Here is a 17,131-nt window from a genome sequence, read left to right as displayed (position 1 = left end):
GGTGGGGAAATAGGCCACGGTAACGTCTTGGTCCACCAGCGTCTGGTAGCTCTGCTCTGCCGAGATCAGCCCCGGGCACCGCAGCACCAGCCGGGCACCGAACATCATCGGCGACAACCACTGCTCCACCGCGCCGTCAAAACTGATCGAGGCGAAATGCAGGGCAATGTCGTCGGCGCTCATGCCGTACAGTTCCCCAGCAGCACGACAGTGCATGCTCAGGGCACCGTGCTCGACGGTCACGCCCTTGGGTTGGCCGGTCGAGCCAGAGGTGTAGATCATGTAGGCGCGTTGCTGCGGGGCGACCGTCAACACGGGCGCCTGTGTTGGCGCGCAGCTCAGGTCCAACTGGTCCAGGGCCACGACTTCGACGCCTTCAGGCCACGCCAGTGCCAGCGCGGCATCGCTCAGCACCCACTTCAGGCCCGCGTCCTTGACCATGTAGGCCAGGCGCTCGGCCGGGTACTCCGGGTCCAGCGGCACGTAGGCGCCCCCGGCCTTGAGGATCGCCAACGGGGCGAGAATCAGTTCCAGCGAACGGTCCAGCGCGACGCCAACCAGGGTTTCCCGGCCCACGCCCAGATCGATCAAGCGATGGGCCAACTGATTGGCACGCTGCTCCAGCTCGGCGAAGGTCAGCGAGCGCTCGCCGCACACCAGCGCCACGGCGTCGGGACGCAAGGCGGCTTGCTGGCTGATGGCTTCATGCACCAGCGGCAGGTGTGGCGTAACGCCCGCTGGCTGGCTCCAGGTGTGCAGTTGGCGATGCTCGTCGGCATTCAACAGGGCCAGCTCGGCCAGCGGTCGAGACGCCCGCTCAGGCAACTGCGCCAGCAGGGCCAGTAATCGCTCGGCGATACGCACAACGCTGCGCTCATCGAAGCGCTTGTGCGCGTAGCTGAAGGTCAACACAAGGCTGCCGTCGGCCTGTTCTTCACTGTCCAGGCTGAGGTCAAACGGGGCATCCCCGAGCAGCCGTTGCAGGCCCAGCAATTGCAGGCCCGGCAAGGCGTGCAAGGCACTGTGATCCTGTTGCTGGTGGTTGAATGCCACCTGGAACAACGGGTTGTGGCCCAGGCTGCGCTCAGGCGCCAAGGCGTCCACCAGTTGCTCGAACGGCAGATCCTGATGGGCCTGGGCATCCAGCACCTCGCTGCGCGACTGGCGCAACAGCGCAACAAAGCTTTGCTGTGGATCGACATCGGCACGCAGTACCAGTGTGTTGACGAAGAAGCCGACCACGCCTTGCAGTTCCCGACGCGGACGATTGGCCACTGGCACGCCGAGACGAATGTCACGCTGCCCACTCAAGCGTTGCAGCAAGGCCTGGAACGCGGCCAGCAGTAGCATGAACAGGGTGCTGCCTTCGCCCAGCGCCAGGCGCCTTAACAGTGCAACCCGCGTGGCCGGCACGACCACACTGTAACGGGATGCCAACTGGGATGACTGCTCGCCGGTAACGCTATCGACAGGCAATTCCAGGACCGGCTGTTCGCCGCCCAGGCGCGACGTCCAGTAGTTCAATTGCCGCTGCTGTTCGTCGTCACGCTCAAGGCGCAAGCGCTGCCAATCGGCAAAGTCGACGTAGCCCACCGGCAGCGCTGGCAAGGTCAACGGCGTGCGGTCGCAGGGCTGCTCGCAGAAATGCGTGTAGAGCCGGGCGAACTCGTCGATCAGCACGTGCATCGAGCTACCGTCAGCGATGATGTGGTGCAGGTTGACCAGCAACAACGCCTCATCGTCGGCGCGCTGAAGCACCTGTACACGGATCAATGGCCCGCACTGCAGATCGAACGGCTCACGCATTGCCTGATCGGCTCGTCGGCGCAGTTGCTCCAGGCTGTCGGCAGGCCAATGGTTGAAGGTCACCTGCAAGGCATCGACAGGCAGCAGGCGCAACCAGGGTTGGCCATCGCGCTGCGGGAACTCACTGCGCAGGCTTTCATGACGGGCGAACAATTGGCCAAAGGCCTGCTGTAGCGCGAGGCGGTTCAATACGCCACGCAGGTGCAAGGTCGCGGCGATGTGATACGCGCTACTGTGCGGTTCCAGCTGAGCAAGGAACCACAATCGGCGCTGACCGAGGGACAACGGCAGCGCGCCGCTGCGCGGCAACCGGCTGATCACCTCCAAGGCCGGTCGACCGCTGGCCAGCACGGTGTCCAGCACCGCAGCGAACGCACGCAGGGTGGGCGCTTCAAACAGCAGGCGCGGCGCCAACTGGATGCCGAGTTCATCCTGCAGGCGGGCCAGGCCCTGCATGGCAAGAATGGAGGTGCCGCCCAGGGCAAAGAAGCTGTCTTCGGGTAACACCTGCTCGACCTTCAGCACGTCCTGCCACAGCGCGGCGACATGCGCTTCCCGTGGGCTCAAGGCGGCGGCTGGCGCGTTGCCCGGCTCGCGCACCTGATCGGTCGGGTAAGACGCGTACACGTCATCGCTGCCGGCCAACCACAAGTGGCGGCAGGTCGAGCGCTGCACTTTGCCACTGGTGGTCTTCGGCAATGTCCCCGGCTGCAACAACAGAATCACACTGGCCGGTTCTTGATGGGCCAGCGCCACGCACTCGCGAATCGCGCTGAACAAGGCGGACGGCGTGACCTGCTTCTGAACCGCACGGCTGACTTCCACGGCAATGCCGATACCCTCGCGGCCATCGACCTGCACCGCAAATGCCGCAACACGGCCTTTGCGCAGCAGGTCGATTTGATCCTCGAGGTTTTTTTCGATGTCCTGTGGGTACAGGTTATGCCCGCGAATGATGATCAGGTCTTTGCTTCGACCGCTGATAAACAGCGTGCCATCATGCACAAAGCCCAGGTCGCCGGTGCGCAGGAATGTCTGCTGGCCGTCGCTCACGAAGGCTGCTGACGTGGCCTCGGGATTGCGCCAGTAGCCGTGGGTAACACTCGGCCCGGCAAAGCAGACTTCGCCAACCTGCCCGTCGGCCAGCGCGTGCAGTGAGCCCGGCGCGGCGATGCGCACCTCGTGCTCGGCCACCGGCCCGCCACACCCCACCAGGCAATCGCCCTGCTCTGCGGCAACGGCCTGCCCCTGCGCCAGTTGATCGCGCACGAAGTGCTCGGCGCGCAAGCCCTGGCCTCGTTGACCGGCACTGACGAACAGCGTCGCTTCGGCCAGGCCGTAGCACGGGAACAGCGCTTGTGGGTCGAACCCATAAGGCTCGAACTTCTCGCAGAACGCTTGCAGGGTGTCATGACGCACGGGCTCGGAGCCCGAGAACGCCAGGCGCCAACCGCTAAGGTCAAGGCCGGCCATGGCACTGTCACGCCCCCGCTCGACGCACAGGCGAAAGGCGAAATCCGGCCCGCCGCTGACGCTGCCGCCAAAGCGCGACACCGCTTGCAGCCAGCGCAACGGGCGCTCAAGGAAGTGCCGGGGCGACATCAACACCACTTCGATGCCGCTGTAGATCCCTTGCAGCAGGCTGCCGATCAGGCCCATGTCGTGATACAGCGGCAACCAACTGACGATCACGTCGCGGTCATGAATGCCGAAACCGCTGCGAATCGCCCGCGCGTTGGCAATCAGGTTGTCGTGACCGACCATCACGCCTTTGGGCGTCGAGGTAGAGCCGGAGGTGTACTGCAAAAAGGCCAGGCCGTCAGGATCAATGCACGGCGGCTGCCACAGCGAAGCCAGGGCCGGGTCGAGTACATCGACCGCCATCAGTTCAATGCCGGCCAGTGCCGGCAGATCGCGCTGTAGCGCTTGCAGGCCCGGCAGCAAGGCACTGTCGGTGAGGATGAAGCGTGGCTCGGCGTCGCCGATGATCGCCAGCAAACGCTCAAGGTGCTGTGGCTTGAGCGATTCGGGTGGGTAAGCCGGCACAGCGACACAACCGGCGTACAGGCAGCCGAAGAACGCCCCGACATAGTCGAGGCCGCTGGGGAACAGCAAGACCGCCCGCTCACCGGCCCCTGCACTGCCCTGCAGGGCTGCGCCGACGGTACGGGCGCGTACATCCAGCTGGGCGAAACTGCAGGTCTGGCTGGTTTCGTCGCCATCGACCAGCCAGCGCAGCGCGGTACGGGTAGGTTGCCGCGCGGCGAGGTATTGCAGGCGTTCGACGAAAGTGCTGTCCGCGGGAATTTGCACGCTCATTACATCACTCGCTAAGAAAGAGTAGAAAAGCAGCGCCCGGCTGGGCGGCTGCACAATGCGAAGTCATCAAGAGGCCATCGACCCGTTTCAATCAGCGCGGTGGCCTTGAGCCATTGCTACCACCACCTTGCGCGGCCCTTCGAACGGGTGACGGGCGTGGGCGGTGAGCATGTTGTCGAGCATGAGGATGTCGCCGTTTTGCCAGGGGAAGCTGATCTCCTGTTCGGCGAGTACGCCGCGCACTTCATCGAGCAGGCTGTCCTCGATCGGCGAGCCGTCGGCGTAGTACACGTTGCGTGGCAGGTCGTGCGGTTCGACCACTTCCAGCAGCGACGCACGCACCTCAGCCGGCAAGTTGGAGACGTGGAACAGGTGCGCCTGGTTGAACCAGACGTTGTCGCCGGTGCGTGGGTGCACCGCCGTTACCTGGCATACCTGGCTGGTACGCAGCTCACCGTCCTCCTTCCACTCACAGGTCACGCCGTGGCTGCGGCAATAGGCTTCGACATAGGCCTTGTCGGTACTGCCGAAGACATCTTCCCAGGCCACATCCAGGCCGTTGCCAAAGTTGCGCACATAGCGCAGGCCACGGCGGACAAGGTGTTCGCGCAGGCGCGCATCGATACGCCGGTACACTTCGCGGCTGTCGGCAATCGGCGTGGCGCCGCCAACCGTTGCGGCTTGGGCACAGTAGAACCAGATGCGCATCGGCCATTCGCGGGTGTAAGCCTGCTCGTTGTGCAAAGGGATGTGCTGGTGCTTGGGGTATTCGGTCGAGGTGTAGACGCCGCTCGACACCTTGCTGCGGGGTGTCGAGCCGAATTCGTAGCTGAGCAGCGGATGGCCGAACGCCGCCGCGAAGCCCTGGAATTCATCGATGCCGTTGACGTCGAAACCGCGGAACAGTAGCCCCCCGGCCTGCTCCAGGCGCGCACCGGCCAGGTCGCTGAGGGCAGCGAAGTTGGCCATCAGGGGCGCCCGCCCCTGCTGCGGGGTAATCAATAGCGGCAGGCTCTGGCCGGGAATCAATGCCTGGACGTCGACGCCCCAATCGGTGCAACTCATGCGTTCGTGCATCTGTGTAATCCTCCTGAACGCCGCCTCGGCGGCCTGCTGATTCATCCGCACACCCGTTCGCTGCGGCGCAATCGCGCAAGGTGTGCGCGCAGGTGGTCGAGCACCTGGGCTTCACGCGCATGCAAAAAGAAGTGATCACCGACGAATGAGGTGCAACTGAAGGTGCCGAGGGTTTCCCCACGCCAGGCTTGCAGGGCGGCCGCGCCTATCGCGTCGCCATCACCGCCCAGCACGTGCACTGCACACGTCAGGGGTGGCCGGGGTACCGGGGCATATTTGGCACACAGGCGAAAATCGGCGCGCAGCACCGGCAACACCATCGCCATCAGCTCAGGGCTGTGAATGACCGCTGCAGCCGTGCCGCCAAGCCGCTGCAACTCGTCGATCAGGTCAGCGTCGGCATCCAGCCGCGTGTAACGCTCATCGTCCCGATGACCGGGCGCGCTGGTACCAGAGAGGAACAGTTGCTCAGGTTGCGGCAACCCGCCGTGGCGCAAGGCATGCGCCACCTCGAAGGCAATCAATGCGCCCAGGCTGTGACCGAAAAAGGCGTAGGGCGCATGAAGATCGGCGCGCAACTCGGTGACCAGTTGCGCGACCAAAGGCGCCAGTTGCTCGTGCAACGGCTCGCCGAAGCGAGCACCACGGCCCGGCAGCTCGACCGGTCGAACATCGAGCCAGGCCGGCAAGCCGCGGCGCCAGCGTGCATAGCACTGAGCGCTGGCCCCGGCATAGGGGAAACAGAAGAGTTTTACCACGAGGTCTTCTCCACCAATCGTCTACAACGCACCACAGAACCTGATGCGTGTATGGAACGTTATGCAGAGAAGACGAATGACAATGAGAATAGTTTACAACAAGTACTTCAGACCCTGATCAAGGCCTCGGAGCCAGTTCCAGGGTGTGATGTGCCTGCTGCTCAAGCCGTTTACGCTCGCTGATCATCGGCACCAGGCGACCGTTGGCCCAGCCCTCCAGCATGTCGCTGTAGTGCGCTGAAAAGGGATTGCCTGACTGACCGCTACTGAGGATGAAACCGGACGCTTGCGGATCATTGAGGTCATACACCGCACGCAGGCCTGGCCCGACATCGTCGAGGTACTGCCTACTGACCGGGTCGTAGTAATAACCGGCATAGTTCACCGTATCCCGACCACCATCGTTGGCAATACTCAGGTTGAACAGCCGCGACAACACCGGCACATCGCCGAACACGGCATGGCGGGAAACGGCCTTGTGCGCATCGCCCCACTGCCACCCGCTCATGGCATCGCCGTACTGCTGGCTCAAATTATCCAGCGCTTGAGCCAGGGAGTCGCCCAGCAAACGTCGGCAGGCCGTGACGCCGTCTGCCTCACCCAGGGCTTCGCCACACCAGCGACTCGCCCCCGCGCGATCCGACAGCACCGAAGCGATAAAGGCAGGGTTGTGTGCGCCAATCTGCTCAAACAGGTCCCCCAGGCGTTCGCCATACAGGCGCTCGGTGAACAGGCGCAACCACTCGGCATAGATCAGCGGCTCGGCGCGCTCACGCAGCATCGCGCCATCCCAGTTGGCCAGGCGTTGCACGGCTTCGCGGGTGCGGGCATCGTGCGCAGGAACCTGCAACATCAACGGCAGCAACTGGCGGGCTACCGGATTGCTGGCGTCCATTTGCATGCGCTGTATGCCTTCGCGCGAATGCTTGACGCCTTCAGCCAGCAGTTCATGAATACGCTCAGCGCGATACGGCAGTACCCAGTTGGAGGTAATCCAGCGGTTGTAGCCCGGTGGCGTGATTTTCTGGTTTGCGGTGACCAACTCGCCATTGGCCGGGTCGCGCTGTTGCGGCAAGTCGTCAAAAGGTATGAACCCTTGCCAGTCATAGCGGGCCTCCCAACCGGGTGACGGCGCGCGGCCCATCAGGTCGTTATCGGCTTGACGCTGCGGCACCCGGCCGGCAGCAATAAAACCGATGCACCCGGCCGTATCGGCATAAACGATGTTCTGTTGTGGCGAGTGAAAGTCCCGCGTTGCGGCCAGCAACCCCGAACCATCGACTGCCAGCGCGGCCTTCAACGGGAATTGCAGGGAAAGGTCGTCATCACGCAGCCCGACCCACGACAGTGCCATCACCCCACCCTCGCCCGCCAGGTGCCCGGCGCGCTCCAGCACATCGGAAATCACCGGGCCATGGCGTGTGCTGCGTACACGCAGCAGAACATCGTCGCCATCCTTGACCCGAATACGCTCCTCACGCACGGCAAACGCAGCACTGCCCTCAGGCGTCAGGTAATGGCTGCTGTCGCCGGGCAACTGCTTTTCCAGAAACAGATCGACGACATCCGAATGGGTGTTGGTGAATGACCAGGCGACGTGCTGATTACGGCCCAGAATGACCCCAGGCATGCCCGGCAATGTCGCACCGATGACATCCAGCCCCGGCGCATGAAGTTGCGCCAGGTACCATAAAGTGGGCGCACTGAGCATCAGGTGCGGATCGTTGGCCAACAGTGGCTTGCCACTGTCGGTACGGCTCCCGGCCAGCGCCCAGCTGTTGGAGCCGATGCCCACCGGCTGCCGCTCGGGCAAGGCGGCCAACAGCCCTGCCCATGGGCTGCCAGTGCCGGCATAGCGTTGCTTGAGGTCAGGCAGCGCGGGGCGTTGATCGCCGGGATAGGCGGGCATCAGCTCGGCCACCTGCGCCGGGCTGAACTGTTGGCTCAGTTCTGCCGTGGCCAACTCATCCCAGAGATTGCCGGCCATGCGCCAGGCCATGAGCCGGAAAAACGCCAGCGAGTCGCTTGGCTGCCAGGGCCCTGGGCGAAAGCCGGCAATCACGAACTCTGGCGCCAATACCGGGTGCCCGGCCAGGTAGGCGTTGACGCCTTGGCTGTAGGCGTCCAGGGTGGCCCGGGTATTGGCATCCAGCGCGGCCAGGTTGCGTTCGGCGATGGCCTGCAACCCCAGGGTGCGGAACACCCGGTCACTGGGCAACGCCTGGGCGCCGAACACCTCGGCCAAGGTGCCGGTGGCCATGCGCCGGTTCATCTCCATTTGCCACATCCGGTCCTGGGCATGCACGTAGCCAAGGGCGTAATAGGCATCAGCCGGGGTTTTCGCGAACAGGTGTGCGATGCCATCGGCATCACGCAGCACATCGACAGCGGCAGACAAGCCGCTCACCGACACCCTGCCCTCGGTTTGCGGCAACGAGCGCCAGGCGTAGACCGCCATGGCACCTGCCAGCAGCAGTAACGCCGCCAGCAGGAGGATGGCCAAGCGTTTCAGATAGATCATCGGGCTTCCGTTTCAACTGATCGATAGGCAATCACCGGGCGCCCTCAGTCGCTTGCGCTGAGGGCTGCCACGGCATCAAGAGAGGCGCGCGCCCGGGAAGGTCCCTGGAGCTCGACAAGTTGGCCGCCGTCCATCTTCAGCAAGCGATCGGCGAGGTGGAAATAGCGCTCGTCATGGGTAATGGCAAACACCGTTTTACCGGTACTGCGCAAGTACTCCAGCACGCCGAGGTAGAACAGCTGACGGTATGCGGGGTCCTGGTCTGCGGCCCATTCATCCAGCAGTAATACAGGACGCTCTTCCAGCGCGGCCAGCATCAGTGCCAAACGTTTACGCTGGCCCTGGGAATAGGCCGTGCTCGGCAATCGCCCGTTGCTGGGCGTCACCTTGTCGCTGAGGGCCAGGCGCTCCAGCCATTGCGCCACCAGCGTCGAATCGGCCGTAGCGCCCTTGCCATCAAGCAACTGGGCAAACAGATGGAAGTCGGAGAACACCGCCGCGAACAATTGCCGGTAGGCAGGGAGTTGCTCCACCGCCAAAGGCTGACCATCAAGCAGAATCCGGCCGCTGTCGGGGACGCTCAAGCCACACAGCAGGCGTGCCATGCTCGACTTTCCGCTGCCGTTGCCGCCGATCAGGAACACCACTTCGCCGCGCTTCAGGGTCAGGTTCAACGGCCCTAGCGCAAACCCGCCTTCACCGTCACGCTCGGCGTACCGGTAGCACACGTCTTCCAGCACAAGGTGCTGCCAGTCCGCTGGCAGCGCCTCAGGCAAGGCAAACCCCGCCTGATAGGGTGCCAGCGCCAGGCTGTCGAGTTTGGCCAGCGCGACATTGCCGGCAATCAGCCCAGGCATCGCCCCGACCAGCAGCCCCAGCGGTGTACTGAGGTACAACAGGCTGATCGCGAACGTGGTGGCGACGGCACGGTCAGCCCAACCAAAGTGGCTGGCGAGAAAGAAGCTCACGCCGATGGCCACCAGCAGCATGACGCTGATCGAGTTGCTGTAGGCACTGTAGAACAGGTCGGCGCGGCTCTGGTGATAACGGTCCGCCTGGGCACTGCGCTCAAACTCCTCCTCATAGACCCGTCGCGCGCGGTGCCGATTGAGGCGCAATTCCTTACGCCCTTGCAGCACGGCAAGGTAACTGCCGTACAACTGATCGGCGGCCTCGCGGGCACTGGCCACTTCCCGGTTGGTGATCCCGAGCAAGCGCCAGGCCACCAACAACGCGGCCCCGATCAGGGCCAGCGTCGCCAGAAACAAGGGCCAGGACAACCAGGCCAGGTAAGCACCGGCGGCGACGGTCAGTAGTGCGCCGTGAACCACCGCCGGCAGGCGTACGAAGGCTACCGACAAGGCTTGTACATCGACACTGAGGCTGGCCTGGAGTCGCGGCGCTCCCAAGGCGCCGAGGCGCGCCAGGGGCGTGTCGAGCATTCGCTTGAGCACGGTATTACGCAGCGCCAGCACGCCGCGATGACCCAGCGTGGTCATGCCGATCTGCGCAATCACCCCCGAAACCATGACGGCAAGCAAGAGCACCGTGAACTGGGCCAATGCAGGCCCCAGTGCCGTACCGGGTTGAGCCAGACGCTGGTTGATGAACGCGATCACGCCAACACCGATGCCGGCATTCACGATGCTCAGCAGCGTAATGAACAGCGCGAGCCCGGGGTGGCGCCCAAAGAGCATTCGCATCAATCTCATGGCAATGCCCTCCCACGTTGTGCTTCACCTGGGGCAGGCACCGGTAACGCGTAGAGCTGCCCGCCCTCCATTTTCAGAAGCCGGTCGGCGAGGTGAAAGTAATGATCGTCATGGGTAATCGCAATGACGGTTACGCCCTGCTCGCTCAACTGCGGCAGCAACTGCTGATAGAAGGCACGGCGATACGCCGGGTCCTGATCGGCGGCCCATTCGTCAAGCAGCAACACACCCCGCCCCTCGAGCACCGCAAGCAGCAGGCCCAAGCGTTTGCGCTGGCCTTGTGACAGTTCCAGATCAAGCAAGCGCGCCTGCTCGATGCGAACTTTGTGCGCCATGCGCAGCAGTGCCAGCCAGGCCTGAACAACATCACGCGGGGCATCCTCACCCGCCACACCAAGGAGCTGGCGAAACAGATGAAAATCGCTGAACACGGTACTGAACAACTGCTGGTAGGCGGCAAGATCATGCTCGCCCACGGCTCGACCATCGACCCGCAGGCAACCGGTATCGGGCCGGTAAAGCCCTGTGATCAAGCGTGCCAGGGTGGACTTGCCGCTACCATTGCCACCGACCAGGAACACCCGTTCGCCACGTTGCAGGGTCAGGTCCAGGGGGCCGACAACAAAACCCGAACCGTCCTCGGAGCGGTAGCGGTACGTCACGGCATCCAGCTGCAAGCGCTGCCAACCCTCGAACGCCGTGGCAGCGGGCAGGTCGAAGTCTTCCCGGTAGGGCTGAAGTTGCAAGGCATTCAGCTTCTCCAGCGCCACGTTGGCCCCCAGCAGATTGGGAATCGCGCCCATGCTCGACACCAGCGGTGCGCGCACGAACAGGATCACCACGGCAAAGGTCGACGCCACGGTGTAATCGGCCCAACCGTAGCCACCGACCAAGGCAAACACCAGCGCGAGGCTGGCCAGGATCATGCAGTTGACCCAGTTGCTGTTGGACCAATGGAAGGTATCGGCACGCACCACGTGATGAAAGTAGTCACCGGCACTGGCCAGGTACTCCTGCTCGTACAGGTGCTGCGCCCGGGTGCGGTTCAGTGCCAGCTCCTGTCGCCCCTCGATAACTGCGCGGTAATGCGCGTGCAGTGCATCATCCGCCTCGCGCAACTGGCGCATGTGCGCCTGGGTACGGCGCATCAGCTGCTGGCTGACGACCACCATCAACGCCAGCCAGGCCAGGGTCGCGCCAAACAAGGGCAACGACAACCAGGCCAGGTAGCCAAAAGCGGCCAAGGTGAGGATCGAGCCATAGACGATCTCCGGCAGGTTGATGAACCCGATGGTGATCTTCTGCACATCGCCGCTCAGGCTGGCCAACAGACGCGCACTGCCCAGGCTTTCGAGACGATCCACATCCGAATCCAGCACTTGCTTGACCAACCTGCGGCGCAGACCATGAACAAATCGATGCCCAAGGCTGGCGATGAAGGCCTGCACGCCGAAACTCAACGCGAACAGCAATGCCAGCAAACCCGCGAACGCAAGCATCGCACCTTCGACAGCCCCCTCAGCGTCCATCAGCCGGTTCTTGATGAAGGCGATGACGCCAACATTCAGCACCGCGCTGGCCGCACTCAACAGCAACACCCCTAGCAACGGCCAGCGATACTGCCGGTAGATCAAGCCAAACACCCCCATTCGTCCTCCCTTGGTTTAAACAGGTTGCGAAAAACAGCCTTTGCAACGGCCACTGCCAGCAGCGGTCATGCCCGCGCCTGTCGACCGCCCTCTTCACGCGCATGGCTCCAGGTCAGCGGTGGTGGCACGGGCGTTGTCGCATACAGCGGCTTTTCCGCGATGCTGTTGATGATCACTGCCGATCGCCACGCGGCCAGACTGAGTTGCGGGTCTGCAATGCCATGGGTGTATCGGCCCGCGTTCTGGACGTAAATCCGGTTACTCGCGGGGCCATCCCACTGCGCGGAATAGTCCTGATTGAGCACCAGGCCACCTTCCTGATCATGGACCAGCCGCGGAATCAAGGCGGCGATGCACTTGGGCAGGGTCTGCTGATAGCCCGTGGCGAGAATCACCTCATCGGCATCGAGGCGTTCGCGCGCACCGTTGAAACCGTTGTGGTTCGTGAGCTGGAAATGGCCGCCGTGGCGCTGCATGGCCACCACTTCACGCTGCGGCAAAATGCGTGCAGGCACCGCTTGCGTGTTCAAGAACTCGTTCTCGTACAGCGCCTGGGACAATTCGCGCAAGGTCACCGGCGATACACCGTCGCCCGCCAGTTTCTGTTGAACCACCAAGCGGCGCTTGTCGGCTTCCGGCAGCGCATAGAACTCACGCACGTAGTCCGGAGAAAAGTATTCGTTGGTGAACGGGGTCTCATCCAGCGGTTCAAGGTTGGCCCGGCGCGTGATCCAGTTCAGCTCGGACACAACGCCTCGACGCCCGGAGAGCACATCAAGGAAGATCTCCGCGCCACTCTGCCCGCCGCCCACCACGGTCACCCGCTTACCGGCCAGCGAATGCTGCGCATGCATGTAGCCATGGCTGTGCTGACAATGTTCACCGCCCAGCACGCGCCCCCACTCGGGAATGTGCGGCAGCAAACCGGTCGCGACCACGATATGCCGGGCTTTCAAGGACGGACGATTGGCGAAGCCGATGACAAAATCATGGCCATCGAACGTTACCTCCTGAACGTCGCTGGAAAACGCGACATTGGGCAACTGCTCAGACACCCAGCGCATGTAGTCCGCGTATTCGACGCGGCGCACATTCGTGTATTCCGCATTGATGAATCGATAGAAGCGACCTTTGTCGACCAGGTAGTTCAGGAAGCCATAGCGGCTGGCCGGGTCGACCGGCGTGACCATGTCCTTGAGGTAGGACGTCTGCATGTAGGTGCCGGGCAACATCATCCCGGCGTGCCAGTCGAAACGCGGCCTGCGCTCGAAGAAGCAACTGTTGAGCTGTGCCTGGGGGACCATAAGCGCGGCCAGACTCAGGTTGAACGGGCCGACGCCGATTCCGGCGACATCCAGACGCTTGGCCATTTGCAGCAGTTCCATCACGCGCTCCCTCTTGGTGCCCCCGCGCTACCGACTTCGGTCAGACAAGGAGGCATTGATACATGGGGCGGAGCAAACGCATCCGCCCTTCAATTCCCGGCACTCGCCGGCCTGTCAGTGGGCCAATTGCTGTTGCAGGCTCAAGGGCCGCATGTCGGTCCAGATGCTGGCGATGTGAGCCAGGCACTCCTGCCGCAGGCCACGCTTGCCGGCCTCCTGCCAACCTTCGGGAATCGCCTTGTATTCGGGCCATATGGAGTATTGCTGCTCACCATTGACGACCACGACGAAGACTGCGTTTTCACTGTCAAAACTCATAGTGTTCCTTCCTGTCGAACGGAATCATCGAAATGATTCGTAGGCACATGCCTACAACCTGTTTGGGCTTGTCGAGGAGGTGACGAATGAGAATGATTTTAATTTAAGAACAGGCAATCAGCGCCTGCTCGCCGTGGTTCGGGGCATCGGCGAAGAACACTTCACGCGGCAAGATCATCATGGCTGCGCGCTTGTGCGGGAAGTCGAATTCCTTCTCGCGATAGAAACCGGCCCGCTGCAGATAGTTGATCATCTTCGCGTTGTCGGCACGCGGCTCGGCCACCACGCGCTGGGTGCGGGCGTCATCAAGAAACAGGAAGTGCGCCAACGACGACAGCCATGCACTCACCCGGTGAGCGCCCCGGTAGCGCTGCTCCCCGACCAGCATATGCACCCCACGGTCGTAATCTTGCACGTCGTAGTACGGCGCGATGCGGTCTTCGCGGGCCCAATAGGCCTCAAAGTACGCAAAAGGCTCATCATTGAAGCAGGCGATCAGGGGGTGCACCTTGGGGTCTGCCAGCAAAGCGTCCAGGTACTCGCGATGCGCCTGCTGGCTGCCGGTCATTTCCCAGAACGCCGCTACGCGCGGGTCATTCTGCCAACGGCTGAACACCTCCAGATCCTGCTGTGGATCGAGCGTGCGCAACGAAATCGTCTCAGCGATTTCCGCCACGTAACGTCGATACACCGTGCCAGGCTGACGCGGTGCACGTTGCGGATGGCGCTTGCCATTGCTCAGACGGTACTGCAACGGATACTGGCTGGACGGTGGATAGGCCAGCCAGGGTTGAGGATGCTGGCGGAACAGGTGCTGCGGGCAAATCAATACTTCGCTGTCGGGCGCATGAACCGCCAGGCCTTCGCGCAACAAAAGGCTGACCTGAGCCTGCCCCGGAACCGACAGCGCAAGCTCACGTACCGGGTGCACCAGGAAGGCCGCATGCAAGGCGGCCAGCGTCAGGTCCTTGACCTGCTCGACCTCGCACGGCTGCAGCATCAACCGGGCACGTTGGCCCCCCGTAGCCACGACGAGCGACCCCACAAAGCGACCTTCGAGGTCGATATTCAATTGATCACCCTGCTGCTCGATGGACAGTCGGCGGCCATCGACCTGCGGGACGGATAAAGGAGAGAAAATCATGACAACACCTTGCTTGGCGGATGGGTTCACCCCCTCGATCCTGGAGGGGGCGAAGATGGCTACAGACGCTTACCAGTTGTAGGACACAGAGGTGGAAAGCATGCGCGGGTAACCGTAGTTGCAACGGAACTCCGTGCCTTGGCAGGTGGCATAGTTGTTGTCGAGCAGGTTCTTGGCGTTCAACTGCACACGCCAGTTCTCCAGGTCGTAATGCACCATGGCGTCCACCAGGGCATAGGCCGGAATATCCAGTTTGTTGGCATCGTCACCGTAGCTGGAGCCGACATAGCGCACGCCAGCGCCAAAGCCCAGGCCTTTGATATCACCGTTCCTGAAGGTGTAATCCGCCCAGATCGAGGCCATTTTCTCCGGCACGTTGTACGGCCGGTTGCCTTCATAGTTGGTGTCCTTGGTGATCTCGACCTTGTTGTAGGTCAGGCTGGTAATCACGTTGAACGATTCGGTGATGCTGGCAACCGCTTCCAGCTCGACGCCGCGAGACTGGACCTCGCCAATCTGGACCTGCCGCTGGCCGCTCGGGTCGGTTGGATCGGGGGTCGGGACGTCCTTCTTGCGCAGGTCGAACAACGACAGCGTCACCGAGCTGTTGGAGCCCTTGGGCTGGTACTTGATACCCAGCTCATGTTGCTCGCCGGTGGTCGGCTTCATGAGGTCGGTGGTCAGGCCCACGTTGGGGGCGAATGATTGAGAATAGCTGTAGTACGGCGCCAGGCCATTGTCAGCCAGATACACCACACCTGCGCGGTAGGTCGCCTTGCGGTCGTTACGCTGGTTGGTACCCGCTGCGTTGCGCGCAGTCGCGTAGGCACCGGTACCACCGTCGCTGTCCTGGTTCACACGTGCCCAGTCAACCCGGCCACCCAAGGTAAAGGCAAACTTGTCGATCTTGAACTGATCCTGGGTGTAGATACCCAGCTGACGCACCTTGCTGACCACGTCGTTGGACGTCGCCAGGTCGCTCGGCGTCCAGTTGCCGTAGGTTGGGTTATAGAGATCGAAGGGGTTCGGGTCACCGCCCGGGCTGCCCTGGTTGAAGATGTCGTAGGTGGTGTACTGCATGTCACCGCCCAGGGTGACGTTGTGCTCGATAGGGCCGGTGTTGAAGTTTGCATGGGCCTGGTTATCCAATGCCCAACCAGTGACGGTGGTCTTGGAGGTCAACGCACCACGGTAACCCTGGCCAAAGTCGCCTGGTGCCAGGTCTGCCGTTGGTGCAGGGTTGTAATAACCCAGGCCATAAATGGACTTGTAGTCCAGGGTCAAATGGCGGTAGCGGAAATTCTGCTTGAAGCTCCAGACATCGTTGAACACATGATCGAAGGTGTAGCCGATGCTTTCCTGATCGCGATCGAAGTGGTCGAAGTCCGGCTCACCAGCGAACAGGTCGGTGTCATAGCGGCCCAATGGGTTGGTTTTGACCGTGCCCTCGTACGGCAGGTACTGGAACACCGAGCCCAGGCGCTCGTGCTGAACCTGCGCCAGGACTGTCAGCGAGGTGTTGTCATCGATGTTCCAGGTCAGTGCCGGAGCGATGAACCAGCTCTCTTCGTCGACATGATCGATCTGCGTGGAGCCGTCCTTTATCTGGGCAGTCAGACGCCCCAGGAAACGGCCATCGTCATCCAGCTTGCCGCCAATATCGAACGCACCGACTTTCTTGTCGTAACTGCCGTACTCGGCCCGGATCTCACGGATGGGCGCCGCGGTCGGACGCTTGCTGACCTGGTTGACCAGACCGCCCGGCGAGCTTTGGCCGAACAGCACCGAGCTGGGGCCACGCACCACTTCAACACTTTCAAGGCTGTAAGGGTCGACACGCCACATGCCGTAGTTGCGGTTCAGCAGGTTCAGGCCATCGAGAAACAGGCCATCGTTGGACTGATCGAAACCGCGGATGTAGATGTAGTCGTTGCGGTTATCGGCACCGAACGGCTCGGCGTTTACCCCTGCGGTGTAACGCAGGGCTTCGCTGAGGGTTTGCGCATCCTGTGCGTTCATTTGCTTGCGCGTGACCACCGTAACCGACTGCGGGTTTTCGATCAGCGGCACGTTGCTCTTGGTGATGCCCTGCGCTTGAGTGGCGACGTAACCGGTGTCTTCCACCGCCTTGGCCTCCACTGCCGAAGGCGCCAACTCCACATACGTCCCGGAGCCGGTATCGGCTGCATTCTGTGCGTACGTCACGCCCATCGGCAACAGCGAGCTCAACGCCGTCACAGCCCCCAGCCCCAGCCACTGTGACGAGAACGCACCGGCCCCGAATTTCCCTGCACTAAACCCCAATTTCATGACGCTCCCCGCTCCCTGTAGACGTTGCTGACTGTTGCTATTGAGAATAGTTTACAGTTGCGAACGCTAACAGGAAACACTTCAGCCACGCAAACAGGTGGTAGCGCTAGCCTTGCGGCAGCTATTGTGTGC

At 62.5% G+C, this 17,131-nt stretch carries 10 protein-coding genes; all 10 read right to left on the bottom strand.

The features are described 5' to 3' along the window. On the bottom strand, nucleotides 1-4,125 hold a 4,125-nt coding region (locus EKA13_RS15000; protein ID WP_141685666.1), incomplete at its 3' end, for an AMP-binding protein. An 87-nt stretch (nucleotides 4,126-4,212) separates the two neighbouring features. Beyond that, nucleotides 4,213-5,190, bottom strand: coding sequence for a TauD/TfdA family dioxygenase (locus tag EKA13_RS14995; protein ID WP_065760196.1), 978 nt, complete (start codon nucleotides 5,188-5,190; stop codon nucleotides 4,213-4,215). A 53-nt stretch (nucleotides 5,191-5,243) separates the two neighbouring features. After that, complete coding sequence (locus EKA13_RS14990; protein WP_065760192.1) at nucleotides 5,244-5,960, bottom strand: thioesterase II family protein; 717 nt, start codon at nucleotides 5,958-5,960, stop codon at nucleotides 5,244-5,246. Between the two features lie 118 nt (nucleotides 5,961-6,078). Next, nucleotides 6,079-8,481 carry a penicillin acylase family protein gene (locus EKA13_RS14985; RefSeq protein WP_065760191.1) on the bottom strand — a complete coding sequence of 801 codons (2,403 nt, stop codon included), beginning with the start codon at nucleotides 8,479-8,481 and terminating at the stop codon, nucleotides 6,079-6,081. Between the two features lie 44 nt (nucleotides 8,482-8,525). Further along, nucleotides 8,526-10,193: a multidrug ABC transporter permease/ATP-binding protein gene (locus EKA13_RS14980; protein ID WP_065760190.1), complete on the bottom strand. Its 1,668-nt coding sequence runs from the start codon at nucleotides 10,191-10,193 to the stop codon at nucleotides 8,526-8,528. Further along, nucleotides 10,190-11,842, bottom strand: a complete 1,653-nt coding sequence (locus tag EKA13_RS14975) for a multidrug ABC transporter permease/ATP-binding protein (protein ID WP_065760189.1) — start codon at nucleotides 11,840-11,842, stop codon at nucleotides 10,190-10,192. The genes EKA13_RS14980 and EKA13_RS14975 overlap by 4 nt, the downstream gene beginning before the upstream one ends. 65 nt (nucleotides 11,843-11,907) lie before the next feature. Further along, on the bottom strand, nucleotides 11,908-13,227 hold the full coding sequence (locus EKA13_RS14970; RefSeq protein ID WP_083199817.1) for a lysine N(6)-hydroxylase/L-ornithine N(5)-oxygenase family protein: 1,320 nt from the start codon (nucleotides 13,225-13,227) through the stop codon (nucleotides 11,908-11,910). A gap of 114 nt (nucleotides 13,228-13,341) precedes the next feature. Next, nucleotides 13,342-13,545: an MbtH family protein gene (locus EKA13_RS14965; RefSeq protein WP_065760188.1), complete on the bottom strand. Its 204-nt coding sequence runs from the start codon at nucleotides 13,543-13,545 to the stop codon at nucleotides 13,342-13,344. 103 nt (nucleotides 13,546-13,648) lie between these two features. Continuing rightward, the gene (locus EKA13_RS14960; protein ID WP_065760187.1) at nucleotides 13,649-14,689 is read right to left on the bottom strand and encodes a GNAT family N-acetyltransferase; all 1,041 of its coding nucleotides are present in this window, start codon (nucleotides 14,687-14,689) and stop codon (nucleotides 13,649-13,651) included. A gap of 69 nt (nucleotides 14,690-14,758) precedes the next feature. Next, the gene (locus EKA13_RS14955; RefSeq protein ID WP_083199816.1) at nucleotides 14,759-16,999 is read right to left on the bottom strand and encodes a TonB-dependent siderophore receptor; all 2,241 of its coding nucleotides are present in this window, start codon (nucleotides 16,997-16,999) and stop codon (nucleotides 14,759-14,761) included. Nucleotides 17,000-17,131 lie beyond the last annotated feature (132 nt).

Source organism: Pseudomonas defluvii, assembly GCF_001695625.1.
Lineage (GTDB): Bacteria > Pseudomonadota > Gammaproteobacteria > Pseudomonadales > Pseudomonadaceae > Aquipseudomonas > Aquipseudomonas defluvii.
Note: the sequence above shows the minus strand (reverse complement) of the source record. Positions and strands in the feature narration are given on the sequence as shown.

Coding starts and splice junctions, on each gene's coding strand:
- EKA13_RS14960 (WP_065760187.1), bottom strand. CDS start 14,689: ATGATTTTCTCTCCTTTATCCGTCCCGCAGGTCGATGGCCGCCGACTG.
- EKA13_RS14970 (WP_083199817.1), bottom strand. CDS start 13,227: ATGGAACTGCTGCAAATGGCCAAGCGTCTGGATGTCGCCGGAATCGGC.
- EKA13_RS14995 (WP_065760196.1), bottom strand. CDS start 5,190: ATGAGTTGCACCGATTGGGGCGTCGACGTCCAGGCATTGATTCCCGGC.
- EKA13_RS14975 (WP_065760189.1), bottom strand. CDS start 11,842: ATGGGGGTGTTTGGCTTGATCTACCGGCAGTATCGCTGGCCGTTGCTA.
- EKA13_RS14965 (WP_065760188.1), bottom strand. CDS start 13,545: ATGAGTTTTGACAGTGAAAACGCAGTCTTCGTCGTGGTCGTCAATGGT.
- EKA13_RS14955 (WP_083199816.1), bottom strand. CDS start 16,999: ATGAAATTGGGGTTTAGTGCAGGGAAATTCGGGGCCGGTGCGTTCTCG.
- EKA13_RS14985 (WP_065760191.1), bottom strand. CDS start 8,481: ATGATCTATCTGAAACGCTTGGCCATCCTCCTGCTGGCGGCGTTACTG.
- EKA13_RS14980 (WP_065760190.1), bottom strand. CDS start 10,193: ATGAGATTGATGCGAATGCTCTTTGGGCGCCACCCCGGGCTCGCGCTG.